23 protein-coding genes are annotated in these 26,461 nt (G+C 66.5%); 12 read left to right on the top strand and 11 right to left on the bottom strand.

Translation table 11 applies throughout. The features are described 5' to 3' along the window. Positions 1-4 precede the first annotated feature (4 nt). Together QCE83_RS23900 and phnA are read right to left on the bottom strand one after the other, a co-directional pair. On the bottom strand, positions 5-1,285 hold the full coding sequence (locus tag QCE83_RS23900; protein WP_309817134.1) for an MFS transporter: 1,281 nt from the start codon (positions 1,283-1,285) through the stop codon (positions 5-7). Positions 1,286-1,346: 61 nt separating this feature from the next. Further along, complete coding sequence (gene phnA, locus QCE83_RS23895) at positions 1,347-2,570, bottom strand: phosphonoacetate hydrolase (RefSeq protein WP_309817132.1); 1,224 nt, start codon at positions 2,568-2,570, stop codon at positions 1,347-1,349. A gap of 99 nt (positions 2,571-2,669) precedes the next feature. Between phnA and QCE83_RS23890 the strand changes: the two genes are divergently transcribed. After that, positions 2,670-3,566, top strand: a complete 897-nt coding sequence (locus QCE83_RS23890; RefSeq protein ID WP_309817129.1) for a LysR substrate-binding domain-containing protein — start codon at positions 2,670-2,672, stop codon at positions 3,564-3,566. 105 nt (positions 3,567-3,671) lie between these two features. After that, positions 3,672-5,228 carry an AMP-binding protein gene (locus QCE83_RS23885; RefSeq protein ID WP_309817125.1) on the top strand — a complete coding sequence of 519 codons (1,557 nt, stop codon included), beginning with the start codon at positions 3,672-3,674 and terminating at the stop codon, positions 5,226-5,228. A 9-nt stretch (positions 5,229-5,237) separates the two neighbouring features. Here QCE83_RS23885 and QCE83_RS23880 read toward each other — a convergent pair whose 3' ends face one another. Then, positions 5,238-6,293: a substrate-binding domain-containing protein gene (locus QCE83_RS23880; protein ID WP_309817122.1), complete on the bottom strand. Its 1,056-nt coding sequence runs from the start codon at positions 6,291-6,293 to the stop codon at positions 5,238-5,240. A 242-nt stretch (positions 6,294-6,535) separates the two neighbouring features. Here QCE83_RS23880 and QCE83_RS23875 point away from each other — a divergent pair, with 242 nt between their 5' ends. Genes QCE83_RS23875 through QCE83_RS23850 form a run of 6 tightly spaced genes read left to right on the top strand, consistent with a single transcriptional unit; the run spans position 6,536 to position 12,584 of the window. Continuing rightward, positions 6,536-7,528, top strand: coding sequence for a substrate-binding domain-containing protein (locus QCE83_RS23875; protein WP_309817119.1), 993 nt, complete (start codon positions 6,536-6,538; stop codon positions 7,526-7,528). A 21-nt stretch (positions 7,529-7,549) separates the two neighbouring features. Continuing rightward, positions 7,550-9,061: a sugar ABC transporter ATP-binding protein gene (locus tag QCE83_RS23870; protein ID WP_309817111.1), complete on the top strand. Its 1,512-nt coding sequence runs from the start codon at positions 7,550-7,552 to the stop codon at positions 9,059-9,061. Beyond that, positions 9,054-10,067 carry an ABC transporter permease gene (locus QCE83_RS23865; RefSeq protein ID WP_309817109.1) on the top strand — a complete coding sequence of 338 codons (1,014 nt, stop codon included), beginning with the start codon at positions 9,054-9,056 and terminating at the stop codon, positions 10,065-10,067. The genes QCE83_RS23870 and QCE83_RS23865 overlap by 8 nt, the downstream gene beginning before the upstream one ends. After that, positions 10,064-11,086: an ABC transporter permease gene (locus QCE83_RS23860; RefSeq protein WP_309817107.1), complete on the top strand. Its 1,023-nt coding sequence runs from the start codon at positions 10,064-10,066 to the stop codon at positions 11,084-11,086. Before QCE83_RS23865 ends, QCE83_RS23860 begins: the two co-directional genes overlap by 4 nt. Then, positions 11,083-11,958 carry a sugar phosphate isomerase/epimerase family protein gene (locus QCE83_RS23855; RefSeq protein ID WP_309817104.1) on the top strand — a complete coding sequence of 292 codons (876 nt, stop codon included), beginning with the start codon at positions 11,083-11,085 and terminating at the stop codon, positions 11,956-11,958. The genes QCE83_RS23860 and QCE83_RS23855 overlap by 4 nt, the downstream gene beginning before the upstream one ends. Beyond that, the gene (locus QCE83_RS23850; RefSeq protein ID WP_309817102.1) at positions 11,958-12,584 is read left to right on the top strand and encodes a nucleoside/nucleotide kinase family protein; all 627 of its coding nucleotides are present in this window, start codon (positions 11,958-11,960) and stop codon (positions 12,582-12,584) included. Before QCE83_RS23855 ends, QCE83_RS23850 begins: the two co-directional genes overlap by 1 nt. Before the next feature lie 54 nt (positions 12,585-12,638). Here QCE83_RS23850 and QCE83_RS23845 read toward each other — a convergent pair whose 3' ends face one another. The 6 genes from QCE83_RS23845 to QCE83_RS23820 all read right to left on the bottom strand — a co-directional run bounded on the left by QCE83_RS23845 (position 12,639) and on the right by QCE83_RS23820 (position 18,915). Next, positions 12,639-14,102, bottom strand: a complete 1,464-nt coding sequence (locus QCE83_RS23845) for an efflux transporter outer membrane subunit (RefSeq protein WP_404985445.1) — start codon at positions 14,100-14,102, stop codon at positions 12,639-12,641. Then, positions 14,099-15,070, bottom strand: coding sequence for an HlyD family secretion protein (locus tag QCE83_RS23840; RefSeq protein WP_309817101.1), 972 nt, complete (start codon positions 15,068-15,070; stop codon positions 14,099-14,101). The genes QCE83_RS23845 and QCE83_RS23840 overlap by 4 nt, the downstream gene beginning before the upstream one ends. Then, positions 15,067-15,276, bottom strand: a complete 210-nt coding sequence (locus QCE83_RS23835; RefSeq protein ID WP_309817100.1) for a DUF1656 domain-containing protein — start codon at positions 15,274-15,276, stop codon at positions 15,067-15,069. Before QCE83_RS23835 ends, QCE83_RS23840 begins: the two co-directional genes overlap by 4 nt. A gap of 34 nt (positions 15,277-15,310) precedes the next feature. Continuing rightward, complete coding sequence (locus tag QCE83_RS23830; protein WP_309817098.1) at positions 15,311-17,413, bottom strand: FUSC family protein; 2,103 nt, start codon at positions 17,411-17,413, stop codon at positions 15,311-15,313. A 4-nt stretch (positions 17,414-17,417) separates the two neighbouring features. Further along, positions 17,418-17,927: a MarR family transcriptional regulator gene (locus tag QCE83_RS23825; protein WP_309817093.1), complete on the bottom strand. Its 510-nt coding sequence runs from the start codon at positions 17,925-17,927 to the stop codon at positions 17,418-17,420. Between the two features lie 106 nt (positions 17,928-18,033). Continuing rightward, positions 18,034-18,915: a LysR family transcriptional regulator gene (locus tag QCE83_RS23820; protein WP_309817090.1), complete on the bottom strand. Its 882-nt coding sequence runs from the start codon at positions 18,913-18,915 to the stop codon at positions 18,034-18,036. Positions 18,916-19,017: 102 nt separating this feature from the next. On the opposite strand from QCE83_RS23820, the gene ampC reads away from it, so the two are divergent. From ampC to QCE83_RS23805, 3 genes are all read left to right on the top strand, one after another. After that, complete coding sequence (gene ampC, locus QCE83_RS23815; RefSeq protein ID WP_404985441.1) at positions 19,018-20,220, top strand: class C beta-lactamase; 1,203 nt, start codon at positions 19,018-19,020, stop codon at positions 20,218-20,220. A 3-nt stretch (positions 20,221-20,223) separates the two neighbouring features. Beyond that, entirely contained in the window at positions 20,224-21,117 is an 894-nt protein-coding gene (locus QCE83_RS23810; protein WP_309817087.1) for a LysR family transcriptional regulator, read from the top strand. Positions 21,118-21,210: 93 nt separating this feature from the next. Next, complete coding sequence (locus QCE83_RS23805; protein WP_309817084.1) at positions 21,211-23,181, top strand: aconitase family protein; 1,971 nt, start codon at positions 21,211-21,213, stop codon at positions 23,179-23,181. 9 nt (positions 23,182-23,190) lie between these two features. Here QCE83_RS23805 and QCE83_RS23800 read toward each other — a convergent pair whose 3' ends face one another. Further along, a complete protein-coding gene (locus QCE83_RS23800) occupies positions 23,191-24,492 on the bottom strand; it encodes an aspartate aminotransferase family protein (protein WP_309817081.1) in 1,302 nt (433 codons plus the stop codon). A 233-nt stretch (positions 24,493-24,725) separates the two neighbouring features. Between QCE83_RS23800 and QCE83_RS23795 the strand changes: the two genes are divergently transcribed. After that, positions 24,726-25,757, top strand: coding sequence for a porin (locus QCE83_RS23795; RefSeq protein WP_309817079.1), 1,032 nt, complete (start codon positions 24,726-24,728; stop codon positions 25,755-25,757). Positions 25,758-25,791: 34 nt separating this feature from the next. On the opposite strand, the gene QCE83_RS23790 is transcribed toward QCE83_RS23795, so the two are convergent. After that, the gene (locus QCE83_RS23790) at positions 25,792-26,421 is read right to left on the bottom strand and encodes an FMN-binding negative transcriptional regulator (protein ID WP_309817078.1); all 630 of its coding nucleotides are present in this window, start codon (positions 26,419-26,421) and stop codon (positions 25,792-25,794) included. Positions 26,422-26,461 lie beyond the last annotated feature (40 nt).

The following is a 26,461-nucleotide window of genomic DNA, read 5'->3' as shown; positions in this document are numbered from 1 at the left end:
GGGCTCAGCGCCGGATCAGCATCGACATGAGCGCGCTGCCCGCGCACAGGCCTGCAACAATCGGAAAGATGATGGTCGTGTGACCGGTCGCATCGATGACGTGACCGATGGCCGGCTCGCCGATGCCCGCGAACGCATACGACATCGTATTGAGCACGCCGGTCGCGGTGCCCGCCGCGCGCCGTCCGAAGATGTCCGGGCACAACGCCCAGAACGACGAGGCCGGTCCGAACACGAAGAAGCCGCACAGGAACAGCAGCGCCACGCCGAGCAGACTGCCGTGCGGCACGAACATCATGCCGATGGCGGTGGCGCAGGCGAGCACCATGTACCAGACGATCGCCACGTAGCGCTTGCCCTGGAACAGCACGTCGGAGATCCAGCTGTTCGACAGCGAGCCGAGCGCCATGCCGACCGGCAACGCGATGGTGATCCACTTGGGATCGATCAGCGAGGACGAGGTTTTCCAGTCCATGCCGAGGAAGTGCACCGGCACCCACACGACGAGCGCATAGCGCGCCGCGTTCTGCAGACCGATCGCCAGTCCCGTGATGTACAGCTTCCAGTTGCCGAGCACGAGCCGATAGCGTTGCGCGCTGCTCAGGTCGTCGCCGGGAGAGGCGGGTGAAGTGGAGGATGCGGCAGCAGGCAAGTGCTTGTCCTCAGGACGCTCCGCGACGAAGACAAGCAGCACGAGCGCGCCGAGCAGCATCGAGAGCGGCGCGAGCCGAAAGATCCACACCCAGCCGAGATGCAGCGTGCCGAGGATCAGCACCGGCAGGATGTACGCGAGCACCGACGAGAACCCCGAGAAGCCCACGTACACGCCGTACACGAAGCCGCGATGGCGGTCATCCCACCAGTTCGAGAGCAGGCGGCTGCCGGGGGCGAAACCCATCGACTGGAAGAAGCCGTTCAGGCCCCACGCAAGCAGGAAGAACACGAAGCCGTGGCCGAAGCTGAACAGCCAGTTCGCCGCGAGCGACAGCACCGCGCCCGCGATCATCATGGTCTTGCCGCCGAGCTTGTCGCCGAGATTGCCGTTGATGAACTGGCCGCCCGCATAGCACCACAGCATGGTCGCGCTGATCCAGCCGAGCTCGTATTTCGACAGCCCGAAATCGTGCTGGATGCCGGCGACCGCGAAGCCGAGCGTCTGCCGCCCGGTGTAATAGAACAGATAGCAGAAGGTCACGCCGATCAGCGCGCGCCAGCGATATTGCGCACGGGTCGTTTCGTGGCGCGATAGTTGGTAATCCAGAACGTCGGGCGTATCAGAGGGCATGGTGTCTCCTGGTTGGCGCGATTCTGTGTCGCGCTCGTCGGGGCTGTTTTTAGGGCTGCAATCAGGCGAGGTGGTTGAGGGCGAGGTCGAAGGCGTCGAAGTTGCGCAGCCGGCGGCTTGCGTCGATACCGCTCAGCCTGCGGTTGAAGAGCAGCGGCACCTGCTGCTCCGATGCCCCGCCGTGCGAGCGCAGCGGCACGGTAAGACCCGAGAGATCGTGCTTGTGGGCGGCGTTGCCGAGCACGGTCAGCCGTTCGCCAAGCACGACCAGATCGCCGATACGGTCCGGCGGCAATTCGAACCGCTCGCAGGCTTGCGCGCGCGTGAGCACCGCACTGACGCCCGCGAGACCGGCAAGAAACTCCGTCACGTCGCGCTGCGGCGCGCGCTCGCCGAGATACACGGTCGCGTACGAACCCAGCGCGCCGTGATGCACCACGTACGGATCGGTGATCGGCAGGATCACGCGGGCGGCGTCGGCGCCGAAGCGGGCATCGAGCCGGTCCTGCAGGAAGATGATGCGCGGGCGGCCGAGCGCATCGGTCTTCGCGTTCATGCCGTGATCGGCAGTGATCGCGAGCACCGCGCCGGCGTCGTGATACTGCGCGAAATAGCGGTCCATCATCGCGTAGAAGGCGTTGGCCTCCGGCGTGCCGGGCGCGTGCTTGTGCTGCACGTAATCGGTGGTGGAGAGATACATGAGATCCGGGCGCTCATGCTGGAGCAGCGACAGCCCGGCCGCGAACACGAATTCCGACAGCTCCGCGCTGTACACCGATGGCAAGGCCATGCCGGTCCGCTCGATCATGCCGGTCACGCCGTGCACCTCGATATCGAGCTGATCGGCCTTTTCCGCCGAGAAACAGATGCCGTGCAGGCCATGCCCCAGCAGCGCGCGCAGCTTGTCCTTCGCCGTGACGACGGCCACGCGCTGTCCCGCGCGCGCCATCTCCGCGAGCAGGGTCGGCGCGCGCAGGTACTTCGGATCGTTCATCAGCACTTCGGTGCGGGTTTCCTCGTCGAAGAAGAAATTGCCGCAGATGCCGTGCACCGAGGGCGGCGCGCCGGTGACGATCGACAGGTTGTTCGGGTTGGTGAACGACGGCAGCACGCAGTCGCCGGTCAGCACGGTGCCGGTGTCGGCGAGCCGCGCGAGGAACGGCGCCGCGCCCGCGAGGATGGCCTGGTTGATGTATTCCTGCTCGCAGCCGTCGACGCACACCACGATGGTCGGCGCCGCAGGCATCTGATAGGAACGGGAGTTGACGATGATCGGGGAGGACATGAGCGCACCTTGTCTGGTTGAGTCGGTTCCCAGCGTAAGATGAGCGTTTCGCTCACACAATCGAAATAAAGACGCGATACCTGTCAGAAAAAATCACACATGCGATCCAAGCTTCCTCCTCTCAACGCGTTGCGCGTGTTCGAAGTCGCCGCGCGCGCGGGCAGTTATTCGGCGGCGGCGCGCGAGCTCAACCTGACGCACGGCGCGGTCAGCCGGCACATTGCGATTCTCGAGGAGTGGCTCGGCCAGCCGTTGTTCGCGCGTGAAGGGCAGAGCATGGCGGCGTCGCCGCATGCGCGGGCGTTCGCGCGGGAAATCAGCGCGGCGTTCGACCATATCGCCGATGCCGCCGAGCGCTATGGCCGCGATCATCGCGTGAAGGTGATCCGGGTGAGTGCGTCGGCGACCGTGGCGATGCGCTGGCTGATTCCGCGGCTGCCGCGTTTCGCCGAGCGTCATCCGGACGTGGACGTGCGCGTGTCCACCGCGATGTCCACCGAACCCGCGTTGCGCGGCAGTTTCGATCTGGCGATACGCCGCTATGTGCCGCCGGGCGGCCAGTTCCAGAGCTGGCCGCTGTTCCGGGAGCGCATGACGGTGATCGCGAGCCCGGCGCTGCTGGAGCGCACGGGTCTGAGCCGGGTCGAAGAGCTGGCCGCCGCGACCTGGCTGACCAGCGAGACGCGTCCGGGCGACTGGGAGGCGTGGCTCGAAGCTGCGGGCCATGCCGCGTTGCGCGCGCATCGCATGCTGCGTTTCGATCACTTTTTCGTGACGCTGCAGGCGGTGGTGGACGGGCTGGGTTTTGGCATCGGCCCGCTGCCGACGCTCGACGCCGATTGCGCGTCCGGCCGCGTGTGCATGCCGTTTCCGGAACTGACGTCGAACGGCGCGACGTATCACGCGCTGGTGCCGCTGGATGCGGACAAGCCGGTTCACATGCGCGATTTCGTCGACTGGCTGCGGGCGAATGGGGACGAGGTGGCGGGCGGGTAACTACGCCGGGAACGGCGCCAGGTTTTACACACCCCAAGCCTGCTCATTCCCAACTCATTTTGCCCGCGCAGACTGCGTCCATTGATCGTCGAGGGAGACACCGTCATGGACCATCAAAATCAAGCGGCCTTCCGCTCCTACGTCGAGATCCTGCTCGACCAGTTGCTGCAGCATGCCGGCCAGCCGGTGCTGCGCTATCGCGATACCGACATCGACGGCCGCGCGCTGCGTGCGTCGATCTTCCGTCACGCGCGCGCGCTCGAAACCTTCGGCATCGGCCGCGGTTCGCTGGTCGCGCTGTTCGCGCCGAACTGCCCCGACGCGCTCGCGATCCACTACGCGGCCAACCTGCTCGGCGCGGCCTCGATGTTCCTGCCCGCGGCCGCCTCGGTCAATGATCGGGCCGCGTTGCTGAAACGCATCCGCCCCGCATTGCTGGTCGCGTTCGCGGAGACCGCGCATCTCGTGCCGGAAGAGGTCGGCGTGCGGGTCGTGCATGTCGGCACGGGACTGGCGTCCATGCGCCTCGACTTTCGCGCGGCCTTGCAGTCCGCCGCGCCGCTGCCGAGCCGCGCGCGTCCCTGCGATCTCGCGATGGTGGCCTCATCGGGCGGCTCGACCGGCGTGCCGAAAGCCAGCCTGCGCAGCTTCGCCGCGTATTCGGCGATGGTCGGCGCCACGCCTGCTCCGCAGCGCCGCCAGCTGGTCAACGGCGCGCTGGCCTACCTGTCGCAAGTGCTCGTCGATCAGACGCTGACGCGCGGCGGCACAGTGGTGCTGCGCCCCGGCTTCGATGCCGCCGACACGCTCGCGACCATCGAAGCCGAACGCATCACCGACCTGCTGCTGGTCGAACCGCAACTGTTCGAGACGATGGATCATCCGGACGCGCGCACCCGCGACCTGTCCTCGCTGCGCTCGATCGTGCATATCGGCGGTTCGGCGCCGGCCGTCCTGCTGCGGCGCGCGCTCGCCCGCTTCGGGCCGGTGCTCACGCACATGTACGGCGCGAGCGAGGCCGGTCTCGTGAGCGTGCTGACGCCGTCCGACTATCTCGCGAATCCCGCCGCGCTGGAAAGCTCGGGGCGCGTGCGCAACGGCGTCGACCTGCGCCTGCGCCGTGCCGACGGCTTGCTGGCCGCGCCGGGCGAAAGCGGCCGCATCGAAGTGAGGTCGGCTTCGGTGGCGCAGGGCTATCGCAACCAGCCGGTCGATTCGGCGCTCAAGTTCTGCGGCGGCTGGTGCATGACCGGCGACGTCGGCATGATCGACGCGCAGGGTTTCCTGCATGTGCTCGGCCGCGCGACGGAGGTCATCGAGATGGGCAGCGTGCCGTTCGGACCCGCGCAGATCGAGGCCTCGCTGTGCGCGTTGCATCAGGTGCGCTACGCCGTGGCGGTGTCGAATGACTATCCCGCTTCCAGCAAGGTATGGAATGTCCTCGTGATGCCGTGGCCCGGCCTGTCGCTGAATCTCGCGCTGTGCCGGCGGGTGATCGAACTGAACTGCGGCCGGCAGGTTGCGGAGGCGGTGCACCTGATGACGGCGCCGCGCGTGCCGCTCACCGAGCAGGGCAAGGTGGACCGCGGCGCGATCGGCCGCCTGGCGCTGGCCGTGCCGGACGACACGATGCCGGGGCAGGAAGCCGCGCTCGGTGCGTGAGCGCCGCTGCTAGCGATCGAACTCGCGGGTCTGTTCGGCTTCTTCGAAGATCGCCCCGAAACGCGTGGGCACGACCACGACGGAGCGGCCGGCGGGGTCGTAGGCATCCGTCAGCGCGAACGCCTCCGCGATGATCGCTTCCACGTCCTGACGCAGCATCGTCACGTCGAAGGAAAGGTGTGCCGCGAACGGATCCCAGTCGAAGCAGCCGACCACCAGCGAACGCCACGCCTCGGCCGGTAGTGTCGAGGTGAACTGGACCAGCCCTTCGAACGCGGTGATCGAATTCATCAGCAATCCCGCCGGCAGCCGGCCCAGCGCCGCCTGGCGCGCAGCCAGCGCGCGGCGCGCGGCGGCGGCGTTGTAGCCGCAGGAATCGACGGCATCCGCCGCGGGCTCGATGCCGCGCGCGGCGAAGGCATCGCGGAAGCCGGCGATGCGTGAGTCGGTGGCATATTCGCCGGGAATGCCGCCGAGCAGCACCAGTTCATGCGGCGACTTGCCTTGCGCGAGCAGCTTGTCGAGCAGCACGTCGGTGATCGCGCGCGCCCCGCCGCGATTGTCCGACACGACGGACGGCGCGCCGTCGCCCGGCAGGTCGAGGTTGATCGACGGCACGCCCGCCGCCGCGCAGCGCTCGTTCAGCGGCGCAGGATTGCGCACCCCCGCGATGAACAGCAGTTCCACCCGTTGGGCGAGCAGGGTTTCGGTGACGCTGATCTCCACGGCCGGATCGCGCTGCGTGCCGACCACGATCGGACACAGGCCGCGATTGCGCGCCTGATCTTCAAACGTCTGCGCGAGCCCCGCGAAAAAGCGGTTGCGATAGTGCGGCAGCACCATGCCCGCCAGCCCCGAGCGCGACAGCCTCAGACCGCGCGCCTTCAGGTTGACGTTGTAGCCGAGCTTGCGCGCGCTTTCGAGCACGCGCTGCGCGGTTTCCTCCTTGATGCGATAACGCGTCCACGTGCCATTCAGCACCATGCTGACCGTCGACGTGGATGAACCCGTGGCGCGGGCGATGTCGTAGATCGTCGATTTTCTTGCGGGCTTGTGACTGGCCATCGGGCTGACTCCAGGCGCGTGCTTGTCCGGACGGTACTGCCAAAGCGGAATTCGGATTCTTTAGGGTTTCTCCGAGTCGACCGCCTTGCTGAATAGATTCAGCATACCTCAGCCCGAATTGCTGAATGGATTTAGCAAAAAACTTCAGCAGGCGGCGCGGCAAGACAGCAAGCGGAGTTCCGACCAACCCGACCGGGCGTCCGCCTGACATGCGGCGGAAGTCCTCCGCAGGAGACAAGTCCATGAAACTGTTTCGCGCATGGTGTGCAGGCGTGGCCTCGGTTGCGCTGATGCTGGCGGCCGTTCCGGCCTCGGCGTCGCCGGATCAGCCGGTGATCGGCGTGGTGGTGAAGATCGGCGGGATTCCGTGGTTCAACGCAATGGACGCGGGCATCAAGAAGCGCGCCGCGCAACTCGGCGTCAAGGCCTTCATGATCGGGCCGACCAGCGCCGATCCCGCGCTCCAGGTGCGGGCCATCGAAGACCTGATCGCGCAGAAGGTGGATGTGATCGGCGTCGTGCCGAACGATGCCGAAGTGCTCGAACCGGTGCTGCAACGGGCGCGCGCGGCGGGCATCAAGGTCATCACGCATGAATCGCCGAAACAGCAGAACGCCGACTGGGACTTCGAGCTGGCGTCCGTGAAGGGCTTCGGCGAGGCCTACGCGAAGCGTCTCGGCGAGGCGCTCGGCGGCAAGGGTGAATACGCGGTGTTCGTCGGCTCGCTCACGGTGCCGCTGCACAACGCCTGGGCCGATGCGGCGAACGCCTACATCAAGGCGAACTATCCGGGCATGACGCTGGTGGGCGATCGTTACGGCGTGGCGGAAGACGTCGATGCGTCGCGCAAGACGGCGCTCGACCTGATGCGCGCGCATCCCAACCTGAAGGCGATTCTTGCGTTCGGCAGCCAGGGCCCGATCGGCGCGGCGCGCGCGGTGCAGGAAAAGCAGATGAAGGGCAAGGTGCTGGTGCTCGGGCCGTTTTCGCCGGGACAGGGCCGGCGTCTGGTTCACGACGGCGTGCTGACCGGCGGCTACATGTGGAATCCGGAGCAGGCGGGCGAAGTGTTCGTGACGCTCGGCACGATGGTCGCGAAGGGCCAGCCGGTGAAGGACGGCACGAATATTCCGGGACTGGGCGTCGTGCATCCGGACGGCCACAACCTGATCGTCGATCAACTCGTGGACCTGAACGAGAAGACCGTCGACGATCTCGCCAAAACCGGCCTCTGAACGCGCCCAGCCGCCGCGCCCATGAACCCGACCGCCGCCGACGCGCACCCGCCCCTGCTGAAGCTCGACGCCATCTCGAAGGACTTCGGCGGCGTGCGGGCGTTGCGCTCCGTGCAGTTCGACGTGATGCCGGGCGAAGTCCTGTGCCTCGCGGGCGAGAACGGCTGCGGCAAGAGCACGCTCATCAAGATCATCAACGGCGTGTATCAGCCCGAGGCCGGCGCGCAGATGCTGATGGACGGCGAGTCCATCCTGGGCCTCGATCCGGCGAAGGCGCGCGACCTCGGCATCCAGGTGATCTGGCAGGATCTCGCGCTGTTCCCGGAGATGACGGTGGCCGAGAACATCGCGTTCGAGCAGAACCTCGGCGGGTGGCCGCGTCTCGTCGATTACGGCCGGATGAAGCAGGCCGCGCGGCGCATTCTGGAGCGGCTTGGCGTGACGCTCGATCTGGGCCGGTCGGTGCGCGCGCTGTCGATCGCGCAGCGGCAGATCGTGGCGATCGCCCGCGCGCTGGTGCGCGACGCGCGCCTCGTGTTCATGGACGAACCGACCGCTTCGCTGAGTCACGCCGAAACCGGCGCGCTGCTCGAGATCGTGCGGCGACTGTCGGCGGATGGCATTGCCGTGGTGTTCGTCAGCCACCGGCTCGCGGAAGTGCTCGAAGTCTGCACGCGCGTGACCGTGCTGCGCGACGGCCAGTATGTCGGCACCTTTCCCACGCAAGGCATGACGCAGACGCGTCTCACCGAACTGATGACGGGCCGCACGTTCGATTACGCCGTGCGCGCGGCGGATCGTCCGGCGGCGCCCGTGGTGCTGGAAGTGCGGGGTCTGTCGCGCGGGCGTGAGTATCGCGACATCGCGCTCAGCATTCGCCGCGGCGAGATTCTCGGCATCACCGGACGGCTGGGCGCGGGCCGCACCGAGCTGGCGTTGTCGCTGTTCGGCATGACGCGGCCGCGCGCGGGATCGATCCATATGGAAGGCCGGGAAATCGCGCTGCGCTCGAACCGCGACGCAATCCGCGCCGGCATTGCCTATGTCTCCGAGGACCGACTGCAACTCGGCCTGGTGCAGCCGCAATCGATCGGCGACAACACCGTGGCGGCCGTGCTCGACCGCCTGCTCGATGCCGCGCGCCTGATCTCGGCGCGCCGTCGCGGCGCGCTGATCGACGACTGGATCGGGCAACTCGCGGTGAAGATCGGCCAGCCGGACGACGCGGTGTCCACGCTTTCCGGCGGCAACCAGCAGCGCATCGTGCTGGCCAAGTGGCTCGCCACGAACCCGAAGCTGCTGATCCTCGATTCGCCGACGGTCGGCGTGGACGTGGGCGCGCGTGCCGGCATCTTCGCGATCATCCACAACCTGGCCGCGCAGGGCATGGCGATCCTGCTGATCTCGGACGAGATCCCCGAGGTGTATTTCAACGCCGACCGCATCCTGCACATGCGCGATGGCAGCATCGCGGGGGAATACGTGCCGGGCAAGACCACGATGGAACACATCGAGCGAGACGTCCATGCCTGACCTGCGCAGACTCGGAATCGGTTCGATCGAGGCATTGCTGCTGCTCGTCATCATCGCGATGATGATCGGCCTGAGCCTCACGACCAGCACCTTCCTCACGCTCTCCAACCTGTTCGACCTGCTGAACCAGAGCTCGGTCAACATCATCTTCGCCGTGGGCCTGCTGGTGGTGCTGATCGCGGGCGGCATCGACATTTCGTTCGCCGTGGGCGCATCGGTGGCGCAGTACCTGACCGCGCTCACCGTCATGCGGCTCGGCGGCGGCAACTGGGCGCTGGGCTTCCTCGTTGCCGCGTGCTTCGGCTTCCTGCTGGGCGCGATCAACGCGACCATCATCTACCGGTTTCGCATCGTCTCGATTGTCGTGACCATCGCCACCTTCAACGTCTTCTTCGGCGGCCTGATGTTCCTGACGGGCGGCGTGTCCATCTACGACCTGCCGGACTGGTGGGTCGAGCGCGTGTCCATCGTCCATGTGGATACGCCCAGCGGCGTCGCCACGCTCGCGCTGCCGGTCGCGGTGATGGCGGCGGCGGTGCTGGCCACCTGGCTGCTGCTGCGCCGCACGACCACCGGCCGCCAGCTCTACGCGATGGGCGACAACCCCGAGGCCGCGCGGCGCGTGGGCGTGAATATCGGCGCGATGCACTATGTGGCGTTCGGCTGGCTCGGCATGATGGCGGGCATCGCGGGCCTGATGCAGGCGCACTACGTGCAGGAAGTCGTGCCGAACGCGCTGTATGGCCGCGAACTCGACGTGCTGGCCGCCGTGGTGCTCGGCGGCGCGCGGCTGGGCGGCGGACGCGGCACGATCCTCGGCGCGATTCTCGGCATCCTGCTGACCGCCATCACCGCCAACGGACTGAACCTGCTCGGCATCTCGCCTTACGCGTTCAAGATGATCATCGGCGCGATCATCCTGATAGCAATCACCCTGTCGAGCGGCGGCTTCACGAAGCTGGTCGGCGCGCGTCTGGCGTCGTCGGGCGCGAAGGCGGCGCCATGAAGACGCGTGCTTCCACCGGCGCGTTCGTGTCCGCCGATGTCGCCGGGCTGCTGGGCTTTCTGGTCATCGTGATCGTCGTGATGAGCTTCGCCTCCGAGCGCTTCTTCACGACGAGCACCTTCGTCTCGGTGGCGTTCCAGCTGCCCGAACTCGGCTTCTTCACGCTGGCCATGCTGATGCCGCTCATCTCCGGCGGCTTCAATCTGGCGGTGACCTTCACGGCGAACATTTCGGGCCTGGCGATGGCCTACGTGCTGCACACGCATGGCGGCGCGGACGCGGGCGCCGCCGCCGTGGCGCTCGGCATGGCCGCCGCGCTCGCGACGGGCGCCGCGTCCGGCTGGGTGATGGGCGCGGTGATCGCGCGCACCGGCGCGAGCCCGATCCTCGTCTCGCTCTCGATGATGATCTTCCTGCGCGGCCTCGGCGAATTCCTCACGCGCGGCGGCGACATCTCGGGCTTCCCGCCGTTCGTCCGCGAAATGGGCAACGGCGCGCTGCTGGGCGTGCCGATTCCGCTGTGGATCTTCATCGGCTGCGCGCTGGTCTGGCATGTCGTGATGACGCAGTCGCGGCTCGGCTTCGCCACCCGCATGATCGGCTCGAATCTCGAAGCGACCCGCTATTCCGGCATCGCCACGACGCGCGCCGTCACGCGCATCTATATGCTGTCGGGGCTGATGTGCGGCGTCGCCGGCATCGTGATGGCCGCGCAGTTCAACTCGGTGCGCGTCGGTCACGGCGAGGCCTTCCTGCTGATCTCGGTGCTGGCGTGCTTTCTCGGCCGCGTCGATCCGTTCGGCGGCTTCGGGCGCGTGGCGCCGGTCGTCATCGCGCTGGTGATCCTGCAGGTGATCGCGTCGGGGCTCAATCTGCTCGGCGCGAACCAGCACCTCGCCACCGCGCTGTGGGGCGTGTTCCTGCTGGTAGTGATGCTCGTCCGCTGGGCCTGGGCCCGCGGCATTTCAAGAACCCGGGTCCGCAGACGCGCGACCGCATCGGAGGGAGTGGCACGATGAACAAGCTTGGCGTACATGCACTGGTCTGGGCGGGCGACCTGACGCCGGAATCGACGCGCAAGGTCATCAGCCAGACCAGGGAGGCCGGTTTCGATCTGGTCGAGCTGTCGCTGCATGGCCCGAAGGTCATGGATCTCGTGCTGACGCGCGATCTGTTGCAGGAGCATGGGCTCGGAATCGGCTGCTCGCGCGGCCTGACCTTCGACGCGGACGTGTCGAACGAAGACCCGGCCATCGTGGCGCGTGGCGTTGCGTTGCTGGAGGAAGGCATCACGATCACGGCGGAACTCGGCGGCGGCTATTTCGGCGGCATCCTGTACGGCGCGATGGCGAAATACTCGGCTCCGATCACACCGAAGGGCCGCCGCAATGCGATTGATTCACTGAAGCGCATCGCCGATTTCGCGCTCAAAAAGAACGTGACGCTCGGCCTCGAAGTGGTGAACCGCTACGAGAGCAACCTGCTGAACACGGCTTCGCAGGCGCTGGCGTTCATCGACGAAGTGGATGCGCCCAACGTGGTCGTGCATCTCGACACGTACCACATGAACATCGAGGAATCGGACTTCATGCAGCCGGTCCTGCAATGCGGCAAGCGGCTCGGTTATGTGCATATCGGCGAGAGCAATCGCGGCTATCTCGGTTCGGGCACCATCGACTTTTCGCAGTTTTTCCACGCGCTGGCGATGATCGACTATCAGGGCGTCGTGACCTTCGAGAGTTTCTCGTCGACGGTCGTGAACGAGCAGTTGTCGAACGCGCTCGCCATCTGGCGCAACCTGTGGGACGACGGCATGGACCTCGCGAAACACGCGCGCGCGTTCATGGCCGGCGGCATCGATGCGGCAGCGAAGGCGAGGGCGCATCACTGATGATCGACGGACTCTATCTCGAACGTCTGCGACGTCTCGCCGATGCAGGCGGGCGCCGCATCCTCGGTCTGGTCGGCGCGCCGGGCGCGGGCAAGTCCACGCTGGCGGAGGCCATTCTCGATGCCTTGCCGGACCAGGCCGTCGTCGTGCCGATGGACGGCTACCATCTCGCCAACGTGGAGCTTCAGCGGCTCGGACGCGCCGGGCGCAAGGGCGCGGAAGATACCTTCGACAGCGCCGGCTATGTCGCGCTGCTGCGGCGGTTGCGTGAACAGCGGCCGGATGAGATCGTGTATGCGCCGGCGTTCCGGCGCGAGATTGAGGAACCGATCGCCGGAGCGATTCCGGTGCTGCCGGACGTGCCGCTGATCGTGACCGAAGGGAATTACCTGCTGCTCGAACACGGTCACTGGCGCGGCGTGAAGCCGTTGCTCGACGAAGTCTGGTTCGTGAACGTCGATCAGAACCTGCGGCGTTCGCGGCTGCTGGCGCGGCACGTGAGCTTCGGCCGCAGCGAGGAGGCGGCGGAACAGTGGGTCAGCCAGACCGACGACGTGAACGCGCGGCTGATCGACTCGACCCGGCTGCGCGCCGACGTGCAATTCAATTGGCCCGCTGCCGGTTGATGCGCTTCAGATGAGCGTGGGCTGTGCTGCTCGCACCGCACCACGCCAACGCCCTTACTTCCCCTTGCCGTTCTGCGCGACGGCTTCGTCCGTTTCCCAGCCGCCGCCGAGCGCGAGGAACAGGTTCACCTGATCCACCGCCACCTGACCTTCGGCCGCGGCGACCTGCGCGGCCACGCCGGTCAGCGTGCGCGTGGCGTCGAGATCGTTGAGGAACGACTCGCGGCCCGCACGATACAGCTGGTTGGTTTCATCGGCGGACTGGGTGGCCGAACGGTACGCGATGCGCAAGGCATCGGCGCGCGTGGTGTCCGAGGCATACGTCGCGAGATTGCTCTGCGTTTCCTGCAAGGCCTTCAGCACGACGCCGTCGAAGTGCGCGAGCGCGCCGCTGCTCGCTGCTTCCGCCTGCAGCACGCGGGCGCGCTGGCCATTGATCGGAAAGCTCCAGCTGATCAGCGGACCGAACGCCCAGCGATTCGTATTCGCGCCGAACAGGTCTTCCGCGACGCCCACCGATCCCACCGACGCCCCCAGGCTCACCGACGGATACAGCGCCGCCGTCGCCACGCCGATGCGCGCCGTCGACGACGCCAGTTGCCGTTCGGCCTGCCGTACATCGGGACGGCGCTTGAGCAGCGCGGCGCCATCGCCGACCGGAATCGGCGCGCGCAACTGCGGCAGCTTGCGGCAGGCGAGCGCGGCCTTGGGCAGATCGGCGGGCGCGCGTGCCAGCAGCATCGCCAGGCGATATTGCGCGACCCGGCGACGCGCGACGAAACGCGGAATGTCGGCGGCGAGCGTATCGGCCTGGGTTTGTCCGCGCGTGACTTCGGACTGGTTGCCGCGGCCTGCGTCGCGCAGACGCTGCGTGAGCTTCACGCGCTGCTTTTGCAGATCCAGCGACTTGCGCGCGATGTCCAGTTCCTCCGCCGCCGAGCAGGATTCGACATAGGCCCGCACGACATCGGCGACCACCGTGATGCGCGCGAGATCCTGCGCGGCTTCGACGGCTTCATCATCGGCGTTCGCGGCTTCGATGCCGCGCCTGATCTTGCCGAACAGGTCGAGCTCGTAGGACACGGACAGATCGAGCGCGCCTTCGTTGACGACCGGAAGTTTCTCCGTCAACAGATACTGTTCCGCCGATTCCTGCGCGCGCTGGAACGCCGCCGACGACTTGCCGGAGAAGCCGCCTTGCTGGTTCGCGAATTCCACTTCGGCACGCGAACGCGCTAGGTTCGCCGCCGCGACGCGCAGATCCGCATTCGACGCGAGCGCTTGCTCGACGAGTTGATCGACGACCGGATCGTCATAGAGCCGCCACCATTTCGACGGCACCGCGCCCTGCGTGACGGGCGCCTGATCGGCGCCGTCGAGCGGCGCGTTCGCGTAGGGCGCGTTGACGGCGGCCTTGTCCGGCAGCGTGTAGTTCGGTCCGACCGTCATGCAGCCGGCCAGCGCGAAGGCCGTCGCCGCCGCGAAGGCCAGGCCCTTCATCGTGCGCACGCCGTTCATTGCGAGGCACCTGAAGCCGGTGCCGGTGCCGTCACGCTCGATGTCGGCGCAGGCGCGGAAGCCGGCGATGTCTCCGACGCCGCGCGCCTGCCGATCGCCGGTCCGATGCCGCGCACCGACACGGTCGCCGTGCGGCCCGCGATCAGACGAAAGTCGGCCGGAATTTCATCGAGCGTCACGCGCACCGGAATGCGCTGCGCGAGCCGCACCCAGCTGAACGCCGGGTTCACGTTCGGCAGCAGGCTCGGGCTTTGTTGCCGGTCACGGTCCTCGATCGCCGCGACAATGCTCTGCACATGTCCGCGCAGCACGTTCGGCTCGCCCATCACCTTGATGTCCACCGGCTGGCCGATGTCGATGCCGTGCAGCTTGGTTTCCTCGAAATAGCCATCCACGCGGAACGAATGCATGTCGACCACGGAGAGCACCGCGCGTCCGGCCGCGATGTATTCGCCGACGCGCGGCGCGCGGTCGTTCAGATAGCCATCCACGGGGCTGACGATTTCGGTGCGGTCGAGATTGAGCCGGGCCGTATCGATGGCGACTTCGGCGTCGGCCAGCGCGGCCGTAGCCGTCTCGACGCGCGAATGGGTTTCCTCGGTCACTTCACGCGCCACCAGGTTGCCGAGCGAGCGATTGCGCACGTCTTCGCGGCGCGCCTGATCGAGCGTCGCGCGGCGCTGCTGCGCGGCGGCCTGCGCGTTGCGCAGCGCCAGCGCATAGCGCGCCCGGTCGATTACGAACAATACGTCGCCTTTCTTCACCTGCTGGTTGTCGGTCACGTGCACTTCGGTGATGAGACCCGACACGTCCGGCGCGACCTGGATGACGTCGGCGCGCACGTGCCCGTCGCGGGTCCAGGGCGCGAACATGTAGTAATCGACCAGCTTCCACAGCACGACGGCCGCAATGGTCACGACGATGAGCGTAAGCAGAATCTGCCCGAGGGAGAACCAGGTTTTTTTCACGAGATGAGCCGCTGCGAAACGATGACGACAAGACCCAGCACCAGCACGTAGATGCCGAGATCGAAAATGGAGCGATGCCAGACGAACCGATAGAAGCCGACGCGCGCGAGCACGGTGCGGATCGCCAGGTTCACGAGGTAGGCGACGAACATCAGCACCAGCACGGCCGGCACGAACACGCCGAGGATGTCGATTTCGCCGATCATGTTGGGCGTTCCGTCGAGAGAGAAGGGATCATGCTCATGCCGGCTCCTCACGGGGCGCGGCGCCGTTCTGCGGGGTCGTCTGCTCTTCAGGCGGATGCAGCGACAGGCGCATGCCGACCAGCGCATGCAGCGTGTCGCGCAGCCACTTTTCGGCGACGGCATCGGCGGCGGGCGACTGGGCAATGGCGCGGGCGGCCACTTGCGCGCTGGCCGAATCGATGCCGCGAATCAGCTCAGGCGGCACCGGCTGGCGCGCGCGGCGCGCGATGCAGGACTGGAAATAGCCGCGCAGTGCGTCGAGCACGGTATCGACGGCATGCTGGAGTTCCGCCGGCAGCTTGCGGCGCGAGCGGCGCAGGTCGAGCGCATTCAGCGCGACCCGGAAATCGCGGAAGCTTTCAATGGAAGGATGACGCTGCGAATCACTCGACGCATGGCGCGGCAGCAGTTGCATCAGGCGGTCGAGCATGCGTGCGTAGAGATTGCGCTGATCGTCGATGACTTCCGCCGACGACGCGCTCACCACGATATCCGCCCACGCCGAACGCGTGAGCCGCGCGGCGGCGAGTTCGGCGCCGAACGGCCGCGTCATGCGCGTCCAGATGAACGCGAACAGCAGGCCCGCCACGCCGGCGAGATTGCTGTTGATGAAGACGAAAAAGTTGGCCTCGTAGGCGCTCTGGATGCTGATGAAGGTGGCCGTGTTCACTGCCACGAGCATGGTGACGAGATTGAAGCGCGGCCGTGGAATGAGCGTGCCGATGATGAGGAACGGCACCGCGAAGATGATGACGAGCATCGGGAAGTCGTGCACGTGCGGCAGCACCGCGAACACGTACAGGCCCGCCAGCACCACGCTCATGCAGGTCGCGACGAAGAACGTGAAGACTTGCGGCGCGGGTTCGTCGAGCGCGGCGAAGAAGCAGCACGCCACGGCTGCGAGCGTTACCGCGCCGGCGCCGTCGTTCCAGCCGGATTCGATCCACAGGCTGCACGCGACGATGATCGCGCTCACCGCGACGCCGGTCGAGAACAGCATCATGCCGCGGTCGAAGAAGCGCGCCGTGCCGCCCAGCCGCCAGTGGCGGAAGTGCGGACGCCATTCGCTCGTTTCATTGAGGATGGCCGCGCGCAGCGCACGGATGTCCTGCCACACGTCGATCACTTGCCCGAGCCGCCACAGCGCATTGGAGAGCAGCGCGCCGTCCAGCGTGGCCAGCGCCTCGACGGACGGGCGCATGGCGAGGATGCGCGCGCGGAAAGCATCCGGCGCGGCTTCGTGCTCGATCTCTTCCGCCGAGCGCGGCGCAGGCGTGCCGACCCAGTCAGCGACGTCCTTCAGCAGCGCTTCGAGCCCTTCCGGATATTGCCGGTGCTTGTCGAACAGTTCGATCAGCGGATCGGCCATCGATGAAATCAGCGGCAGGAAAATCTGCATGCGGCCCTGCAGCGCACGCGCGCGGCGGATGATGTCGGGCCGCGCGTGATCGTAGGTCAGCTGGCTCAGCAGCAGTTCCAGGCCATTGACCGTGGCCGCGAGCCGCTGGCGCGTCGCCGAGATCTTCGCGCCCGCGATATGGCCGGACAGCGTTTCGCTCGCGTAGTACGCGGCGTCGCGGAACCAGGCGTCCGTGCGTTCGACCAGCGTCGGCGCGAGCCGGCTCGGCAATACCGCGCTGCCGACCACGCTCGCCACCACGATGCCGAGCAGGATTTCCTCGGTGCGGGTCATCGCCAGGTCGAAGACGATGGTCGGGTCCGTGACGGCGGGCAGCGCGATCAGCGGCAAGGTATAGCCCGCCAGCAGGAACACATAGCTGCGCGCGCTGCGGTCGAACATCGAGAGATAGAGCAGGGTGCCGGTCCACAGCGCGACGACCACGCTGAACAGATACGGCGATTCGACGAAGGGCGGCACGATCAGCACCGCGCCCGCCGCGCCGATCATCGTGCCGAGCGCGCGGTAGAGCGCCTTCGAGCGCGTCGCGCCGACGAAGGGATTCGACACGATATAGACGGTCGCCATCGCCCAGTAGGGACGCGGCAATTGCAGTGCGAGGCCGATGTACAGCGCGATCATCGCGGCCGCGAAGGTCTTGGCGGAGAAGAGCCATTCGCGCGCGGAAGGAAAGGACATGTGGCTAGGCTCCGCGTTTCTCGGCGGGCCGGGCCGGCTTGGGCGGCGGTTCGACGGCGGCCATCGCGGCGAGGAGATTGCCGTCGGACAGGTCGCTGAAGGCGTTGAGCACGCGCAACGTGGTTTCCAGGTCGGCGCGGCTCACGCCCTTGAGCAGCCGCGCCCGTAGCGTGATCAGCCGCTCTTCCATGCGCGTGGTGACGGCGCGGCCTTCGTCGGTCAGCGTGATGGTCTTGGCGCGGCGGTCTTCCGGGTCTTCGTCGCGGCGCACGAGGCCTGCCGCGCACAACTGGTCGAGCAGCCGCACCAGCGACGGCCCTTCAATGCCGACGTGTTCCGCAAGGGTCACCTGGCGGACGGCCTCGCCGAGGCGGTTGGCGGTCAGGAGCGGCACCGCGCAGGCTTCCGATACCCCGTACGAGGCGAGCACGCCGTGACTGGTGCGGCGCCAGCGTCGCGCCGCGAGCACGAGCGTGCTGCTGACGGAGCGGCGCAGGAGGTCGAGAGAGGTCATGGGCCGCGATTATAGCCAGAACTCTATTCGTTAGCCTCCTATCGAACGATAAACAACGGAGGAATTTTCTTTCAGCTTGCTTGCTGGAGAGTTGCGTTGGAGAAGGCTAGGGTGTCGCGCCTGTTTCGGCGACGATCCAATCGCGAAACAGCCGCATGCCCGGCGAAAGACGCCGCGACCGCGGCCACGTGAGCCAGTAACTGCCGGTCTTCACCTCGATGTCGAACGGCCGTGCCAGCAGCCCGGTACGCAACTCGCGCTCGAACATGCGCGACGGCACGAGCGCGACACCCGCGCCCTGCAACGCGGCTTCGACCATCAGGCGCGAGGAATCGAACACGGGGCCGTTCAGGGTCCAGGCGTCGAGCCCGGCGGCTTCGAACCAGCTGGTCCAGTCGTCCGCGCGATAGGAGCGCAACAGCACTTCGTTGGCGAGGTCGGCAGGCGTGCGCAGGTTGCGCGCGATCTCGGGCGTGCACAGCACGGCAAGCGGCGCGTCGAGGAGCATGGCGCTGTGCGTCGCGGGCCAGGCGCCGGTGCCGAAGCGAATGGCGAAGTCGAGACCTTCCGATGCCGGATCGACGAGATTGTTATGCGTGAGCAGCCGCAATTCGACGAACGGATGCGTTTGCGCGAAGGCCTTCATGCGCGGCATCAGCCAGCCGACCGCGAACGTTCCGACCACGCCCACCGTCAGCACCTCGTGGAAATGGCCGCCTTCGAACTGCTTGAGCACCGCTTCCATGCGGCCGAACGAATCGCTCAGGACGGGCAGCAGCGCGCGGCCTTCGTCGGTGAGGCCGAGACCGCGCGGCAGGCGTTTGAAGAGCGGCGTGCCGAGCCGTTCCTCGAGTGCGCGCACCTGCTGACTGACGGCGGCCTGGGTGACGCTCAGTTCCTGCGCGGCGCGCGTGAAACTCAGGTGCCGCGCCGAGGCCTCGAACGCACGCAATGCATTCAGCGGAAGATAAGGACGCAAGGTTCGCATAAGTTTTTCTTTTGGCTTGGGCAAATTATCGTCGATTGCGGCCTAGCCTGAAACGGCGGATATTTCGCCTCGGATCAATCACGGCAATTATGAGAAGCTTCGATGAACATTAAAATCCGCAAGATGATGTGTCTGGCACTGGCCAGTTTTTCTTTTGGCAGCGCGAGCAGTGCGGCGTTTGCCGCGAGTGCCGATAACGCGAACGTGCGGCGTACGGTCGATGAAACCATCAAGCCCTTGATGGCGCTGCACGGCATTGCGGGCATGGCGGTGGGTGTTGTAGTGGGAGGCCGGGCGTATGTGTTCGACTACGGCGTGGCGTCGAAGGAGACGAAGCAGCCCGTCACGCGCAATACGCTGTTCGAACTCGGCTCCGTCAGCAAGACCTTCACCGCGACGCTCGCCTCGTATGCCCAGACAAAAGGCGACTTGTCATTGAGCGATCCCGTCGGCAAGTATCTGCCGTCGCTGGACGGCAGCGAGTTCGGCAAGGTCACGCTGCTCAATCTCGGCACGCACACGCCGGGCGGCTTGCCGCTCCAGGTCCCCGACGACATTCACGACAACGCCCAGCTGTTGCAGTACTTCAGCACGTGGCGTCCGGCGCGGCCGCCCGGCACGGTGCGCACGTATTCGAATCCGGGCATCGGCACGCTCGGGCTCATTACCGCGAAGGCCATGAACCAGGACTTCGACGCGCTGATGCAGACACGCCTCTTTCCCGCGCTCGGCCTGACGCACAGTTACATGCACGTGCCCGCCGCGAAACAGCGCGACTATGCGCAAGGCTATGCACAGGACGACCGGCCGATCCGCATGCAAGGCGGCGTGCTGTCCTCCGAGGCGTATGGCGTGCGCACGACGGCAGCCGACCTGACGCGCTTCATGCAGATCAACATGAATCAGGTACGTGTGGATCCGGCATGGCAGCGCGCGGTCACCGCGACGCACACCGGTTACTTCAAGGCGGGACCGATGACGCAGGACCTCATCTGGGAACAGTATCCGTATCCGGCGGCGTTGCCCGCGCTGCTGGAAGGAAACGGCCAGGCGATGATCCTGAACCCGACGCCCGTCACCGCAATTGATCCGCCGCAGCCGCCGCGCGATGATGTCTGGATCAACAAGACCGGTTCGACGAACGGCTTCGGCACGTATATCGCGTTCGTGCCGAGCGAGGGCGTGGGCATCGTGATGCTGGCGAACCGCAACATCCCGAACGACGACCGGGTGAAGGCCGCCTATGCGATCATCACGGCGCTGACCGGCGCACCTCAGCACGACAAGCAAAACGACAAACAATGACGCATGCGGATCGATCCCTACAGTCTTGAACTCTTCATCTCCGTGGTCGAGGAGGGATCGATCGCGCGGGCCGCGAGCCGCGCGCACATCGCGCCTTCGGCGTTGAGCCGGCGGATCGCGGACCTGGAGAGCGCCATCGGCGCGGCGCTGCTGATCCGCTCGCCGGCGGGCGTGCAGATGACCGAGGCAGGCCAGCATGCCTATGCCGGCGCGCGCTCCATCCACAGTCAGCTGGAAGGCATGGCGCGCGAGATCCAGTCGCTCAGCGGGCAGGTGGCCGGCGTGGTCCGGCTGCATGCGAATGCGTCGGCCATCGTGGGCTTTCTTCCCGAGCGTCTGACGCGCTTCAAGGCGCGCTATCCGCTCGTCGAAATCGCCCTGACCGAGCAGATCAGCGACGAAGTGATCCGCGCGTGCCTCGACGATCGCGCGGACGTCGGCATCTCGGCGCGCTCGAATGCACCGGCGGGTCTCGACACCTGGCATTTCGCCGCCGATCCGCTGATGGTCGTGCTGCCGCCCGATCACGCACTCGCGCAAGCCGACGCACTGAGTTTCGCGGACGTGGTGCGCTTCCCGCTCGTGGCATTGCAGGCGGGCGGCTCGCTCGATCAGACGCTCAAGGAACACGCCGACGCCGCCCGCGCGCCGCTCAACGTCTCCGTGACCGTCAACAGCTTCGACGCGCAGTGCCGCATGGTGGAGGCGGGGCTGGGCATCGGCATCGTGCCGACGAGCGCGGCGTCCGCCTTTGCGGGATCGCACAGCTTCGTGCGCGTGCCGCTGCAAGAGACCTGGGCCAGTGCGCGTTCGCTGTGGGTGCATGCGCCGCGCAAGTCTTCGCGGCTGAAGGCCGTGCAGGCGCTGATCGACGTGCTGATCGAGGGCGAGGGTTAACGCGGACATCGCCATTCGCGATGTCCCTGCTGCTGATCCGGCACTTCCGCCGCGCATGCCTCCCGGTCTAGATTGGCAGGCAGGGAGAATGCGATGGCCACACTGCAATTGAACGGGCGGATTCTGTTTCTGAGCGCCGACGCGGACAAAGTCGAGCGGCAACTGGCGGGCGAAGACTTGTCGGCGGAAGCGGCGGCCCCGTTGCGCGACGATGTCTCCACCGACGAAATCACGCCCATCAGCGTACTCACGCGTTTCGACGAACGGCTCGGCCAGTGTCCGTATGTCGGCTTCCATGTGGACGGCCGGCGCCCGCTGGGCCGCGATGCGGTACGCGCGGGCGGCTTCCAGGTGACGGTGGCGGGCAACCGCTACGGCAAGGGTTCATCGCGCGAACATAGTCCGCTTGCCGAATTCCACGCGGGCATCCGGCTCGTGATTGCGCGCAGCTTCGAGCGCATCTATCGGCAGAACGCCGACAATCTCGGCCTGTTCACCTCGACGGACTTCGGCCTGATCGAGCGCATCCGTCGCGGCGAGGCGATCGAAATAGACGAACTGGTCGAAGGGCGCGATCCGCTCGCAGCCGCGATTCTGCGCAGCGGCGGCCTGTTGCGATACGGCCAGGCGCATATGCGCCGCGTGAGCATCAACACGCCTTCCAACGATGCCGCACCGCGCACGCTCGTCGAGAAAATTCTCGCGCGCCACGCGTTGAGCACCGGCGCCACGGACGCATCGATCGAAGCGGGCAGCGGCATCTTCGTGCGCGCGGACTGGCGCTTCATCCACGAGTACTACACCGGCATGGCCGCGCACATGCTGCACGCAACCTTCGGCCGGCCGCTCGCGCTGCACGACGCGAACAGCATGCTCGCGTTCGAGGATCATCTGTCGTATTCGCATCGCAGCGAACTGCACGTGCAGAACGGCTTGCTGCCGGACGTGCGCGAACTGTCGGCGGCGCATCGTGCGTTCGCGAGCGACTACGGCGTGCGCAATCACGGCTATCTGAACGAACACGCCAGCGAACGCGAAGAAGGCTCCGAAGGCATCTCGCACGCGATGATGGCCGAACGTTACGCGCTGCCGGGACAGGTCGTGGCCGGCACGGATTCGCATACGCCGCATAGTGGCGCGTTGGGCTGCGTCGCGTTCGGCGTCGGCACGACGGACATGGCGAACGCCTTCGTCACGGGCGCGGTGCGCATGACGGTGCCGGAGTCGCTGTGCATCGAGTTGCGCGGACCGGTGCCCGCTGGTGTGACCGCGAAGGACATCGTGCTGCATCTGCTCGCGGACCCGGCGATCCGCTCAGGCGCGGGCGTGGGCAAGGTGTTCGAATTTACCGGCACGGCCATCGCGGCCCTGTCCACCGACGAGCGCACCACACTCACCAACATGACCGCCGAGCTGGGCGGTTTCACGGGCATCGTCGCGCCGGACGAGGAGACGGTGCGCTTTCTCAAGGAGCGGCGCGGCATCGAGTTCGTCATCGAACCGTGGATGCACAGCGACGCGCACGCGCATTACGCGGGCCGCATCGAGATCGACTGCGCGCAGCTCACGCCGATGCTCGCCGCACCCGGCGATCCGGGCAATGGCGTCGCCCTGGCGGCGCTCGGTGAACGGCCGCGTATCGATATCGCCTATGGCGGTTCGTGCACGGCGGGCAAGCGCGAGGACTTCGATCACTATCACGCAGTGCTCGCCTGGGCGGCGGCGCGCGGACTGCGCGTGCCGGACCATGTCAGGCTGTATCTGCAATTCGGCACGCAGGACGTGCGCGACTACTGCATCGCGCGAGGCTATGTGGAGGCGTTCGAGCAAGTCGGCGCGATCCTGCTGCAGCCCGCTTGCGGAGCGTGCGCGAACTGCGGTCCGGGCTCGTCGACGGAATCCGCACAGGTGACGATCAGCGCGATCAACCGTAACTTCCCGGGCCGCTCGGGCCCGGGCAAGGTGTGGCTTGCGAGCCCGCCGACGGTCGCGGCCAGCGCGCTGGCAGGCAGCGTGATGTCGTTCGCGGAATTGCGCAGCCGCTTCGACGCCGACGCCGCCTGAACGCCACGTTCACAGCGAGCGCTGGATCGCCTGGCCGAGCAGGTCGAGACCGAGGTCGATCTCTTCCTCGCTGACGGTCAGCGGCGGCGCAATGCGGAACACGCCGCCCATGCCCGGCAACTGCACGATGTTCATGCTGAGGCCCAGTTCCATGCATGCACGCGTGATTTTCGCGCCGAGGCCATCGGCGGGTTCCTTGGTGCGCCGGTCCTTGACGATTTCCACGCCGAGCAGCAAGCCGCGGCCGCGTACATCGCCGATGCAGTCGAAGCGCTCCATCAGATCCAGCAGGCCGCTTCTGAGCCGTTCGCTCATCTTGCCCGCGCGCGCGACCAGTCCTTCGTTCTCGACCACGTCGAGCACCCGCAAGCCGACTGCGGCGGGCAGCGGATCGGAGACGTGCGTCGTATAGAACAGATAACCGCGTTCGTGCGCGCGTTCCTCGATCTCGGCGGTGGTCAGCACGGCCGCGAGCGGCAGGCCCGCGCCGAGCGTCTTCGAGAGCGTCAGGATGTCGGGCGTGACGCCGTCGCGCTCGCAGGCGAACATCGTGCCGGTGCGGCCAACGCCGGTCTGCGCCTCGTCGAGGATCAGCAGCATGCCGCGCTCCTCGCACTTGCGCTTGAGCGCCGCCATATAACCTTCGGGAAGCTCGATGATGCCGCCCGAACTCAGGATGGGTTCCGCGATGAAGGCGGCGAGATTGCCGCTCGACTGACGGTCGACGAGATCGAACGCGTAGTCGAGTTCGGCGAGGTAATCGTAATGGCCGTTGCGCTCGAATTGCGGCCGGTAGGTGAAGGGCGCGGGAATCGCGAACGAGCCCACGGCTGCCGGTCCTACACCCTTGCGGCCCGCGCTGTACGTGGCGGACGCCGCGTGTCCGGTCATGCCGTGCCACGACTGCGCGAAGCCGACCACTTCATAGCCGCCGGTCACGAGCTTCGCCATGCGGATGGCGGCTTCGTTGGATTCGGCGCCGGTGCTCAGCAACAGCGCGCGTTCGAGAGCGCCGGGCGCGACTTCGGCGAGGCGCGTCGCGAGATCGACGACCGGACGAGACAGCATGCCGCTGAAGAGATGGTCCAGCTTGCCCGCGTACTCGTTGATGACCGAGACGATTTCCGGGTGGCTGTGGCCCAGCACTGAACTCATCTGTCCCGAGGTGAAGTCCAGGATGGCGCGGCCATCGGCGTCATAGACGAAGCTGCCTTGCGCGCGTTCGATGATCATCGGCTGGAAGGTGGCGCCGTAGCGGATCAGGTGGTTTTGAGCGTTGCGCCAGAAGTGTGCGTCTTGGTTCAGGGACACGATGCGTCTCCGGACGGAATGAGAGGAGGGAACCTGCAGTCTAGTGGGCGGCGCGGCGACGGAGAATCGAATAGTTCTAATGTGAGCCAGAAAGGCGGCTAATATCTGTTGCTGGTTTTTGCATCAAGGCACGGATTGTTTCTGCCACGGTTATGATGTCGGGCGGCGCGCCCGGCCGTCGTGCATGCGGGCGCTTTCATTCGCGCTTTCAATCGAATAACAATACTTCATCGATGGTGCCGAACCGAACCGCCCGCGCAATCCGATATTCCTTTCTCTCACTCGCCGTCTTGCTCTCCTGTGGCGCAGTGCACGCGCAGAGCAGCGTCACGCTCTATGGCGTGATCGACACCAGCATCGAAGTCACCGATCCCGGTTCCTCATGGACGCCGCGCATGGATTCGGGCGCGTATCGCGGCTCGCGCTTCGGCATGCGCGGGTCGGAGGCGCTGGGCGGCGACACGCGCCTGCTGTTCGATCTGGAAAGCGGCTTCAGCTCGGCCGACGGCACCTTCGCCACCGCCAACACGATCTTCAACCGGCAGGCGTGGATCGGCGTTGGCGCGCCGTGGGGCGAACTGCGCATGGGCCGCCAGTATTCGCCGATCTATATTCCGTTCAAGGGCGGGCTCGACGCGTTCGGCGCGGGCACGATTGCATCAGGGCTCAACAACCTGTCGAAGATCACGCCCTATACGGACAATGGCATCGCGTATCTGTCGCCGGACTTCCACGGCTTTACGACCACGCTGATGCTCGCATTGCGCGACACCGGCGACGGCAACGGCCTCGGCGGCTCGTATGAAACCTTTGCGTATCGCAACGGCCCGTTCCGGGTCTCGTATGCGCATCAGCAGACCAACGGCAGCGGCGCGTTGCGTTCGAATCTCGGCGGCGTGTCGTATCGCTTCGGCCATGCCACGGCTTTCCTTGCGTACTTCAACGGCGACGGCGGCACGCCGCGCTATCACGACGACGGCGTGTCGGTATCGATGCGCTATGCGTTTTCGCCGCGCTTGCGTGCATCGCTGGGCTACGCGTTCGCGCGCGACCGCTCGGGCGGCGACAACGATGCGGACCAGTTCAGCCTCGCGTGTGAATACGATGTGTCGCCGGCGTTGCTGCTGTACGCGAGCGGCGCGTTGCTGCGCAATCGGAGCGACGCGACGTTCACGCTGCGCGGCGTGAACGTGGTCGGCTTGCCGGCGGCTTATCCCGGCGCGCCGATACGCGGTGTGCAGCTGGGCATGATCGAGCGCTTCTGACACAGGCCATCAAAAAAAAACGCCCCGTTGCGACTCAAGCCTGACCGGCGCGGCGCATCTGTTCGGCGAGTTCGTCGTGTTCGCGCGCGGCGAGTGCGTCGGCGGCGCCTTCGCGGTCGCGCGCTTCCTTGTTCTGACTGAGCTTGGACTTGCCCACCAGCGAGGTCAGCGCAATCTCGATTCCGACGATATTGCGCAGCATGCCTTCGATGAAATCGGCCGGCGCGTCGCCCATCTTCCACGGCGCGGGTTCGTTCGTTTCATGACGGCGCGTCAGCCGCGCCACGATGCCGCGCAGGAAGCGTTCGTCGTCGCGGATCGTCAGCGTGCCGTGCGCGTGGACCACTTCGTAGTTCCAGGTCGGCACCTGCTTGTGCGCCTCGTGCTTGCTCGGATACCAGTTCGGCGAGATGTAGGCCTGCGCGCCCCGGAAGACCACCATCACCGGCGTGCCGGTAGGGCAGCGCTGCCAGATGTCGTTGGCGCGCGCGACGTGCGCCGTCAGCAGTCCATGCGTGCCGATGTCCGGATCGAACTCGAAGGGAATGTGGTTCGCATCCAGCCCGGTTGCGTCATGCGTGACGAGCATGCCGAGCGGATGCGCCTGGATGATGCGATGCAGTTCGTCGGGACGCGTGACGGCGAAGTGCGGCGGAATGTACATCGTGAGTCCTCGAACGGGGCAGGTGCGGAAGACGACACTC

Source organism: Caballeronia sp. LZ034LL (genome assembly GCF_031451215.1).
Lineage (GTDB): Bacteria > Pseudomonadota > Gammaproteobacteria > Burkholderiales > Burkholderiaceae > Caballeronia.
The sequence above is the reverse complement of the archived record's forward strand: the minus strand, read 5'-3'. Positions and strand labels throughout refer to the sequence as shown.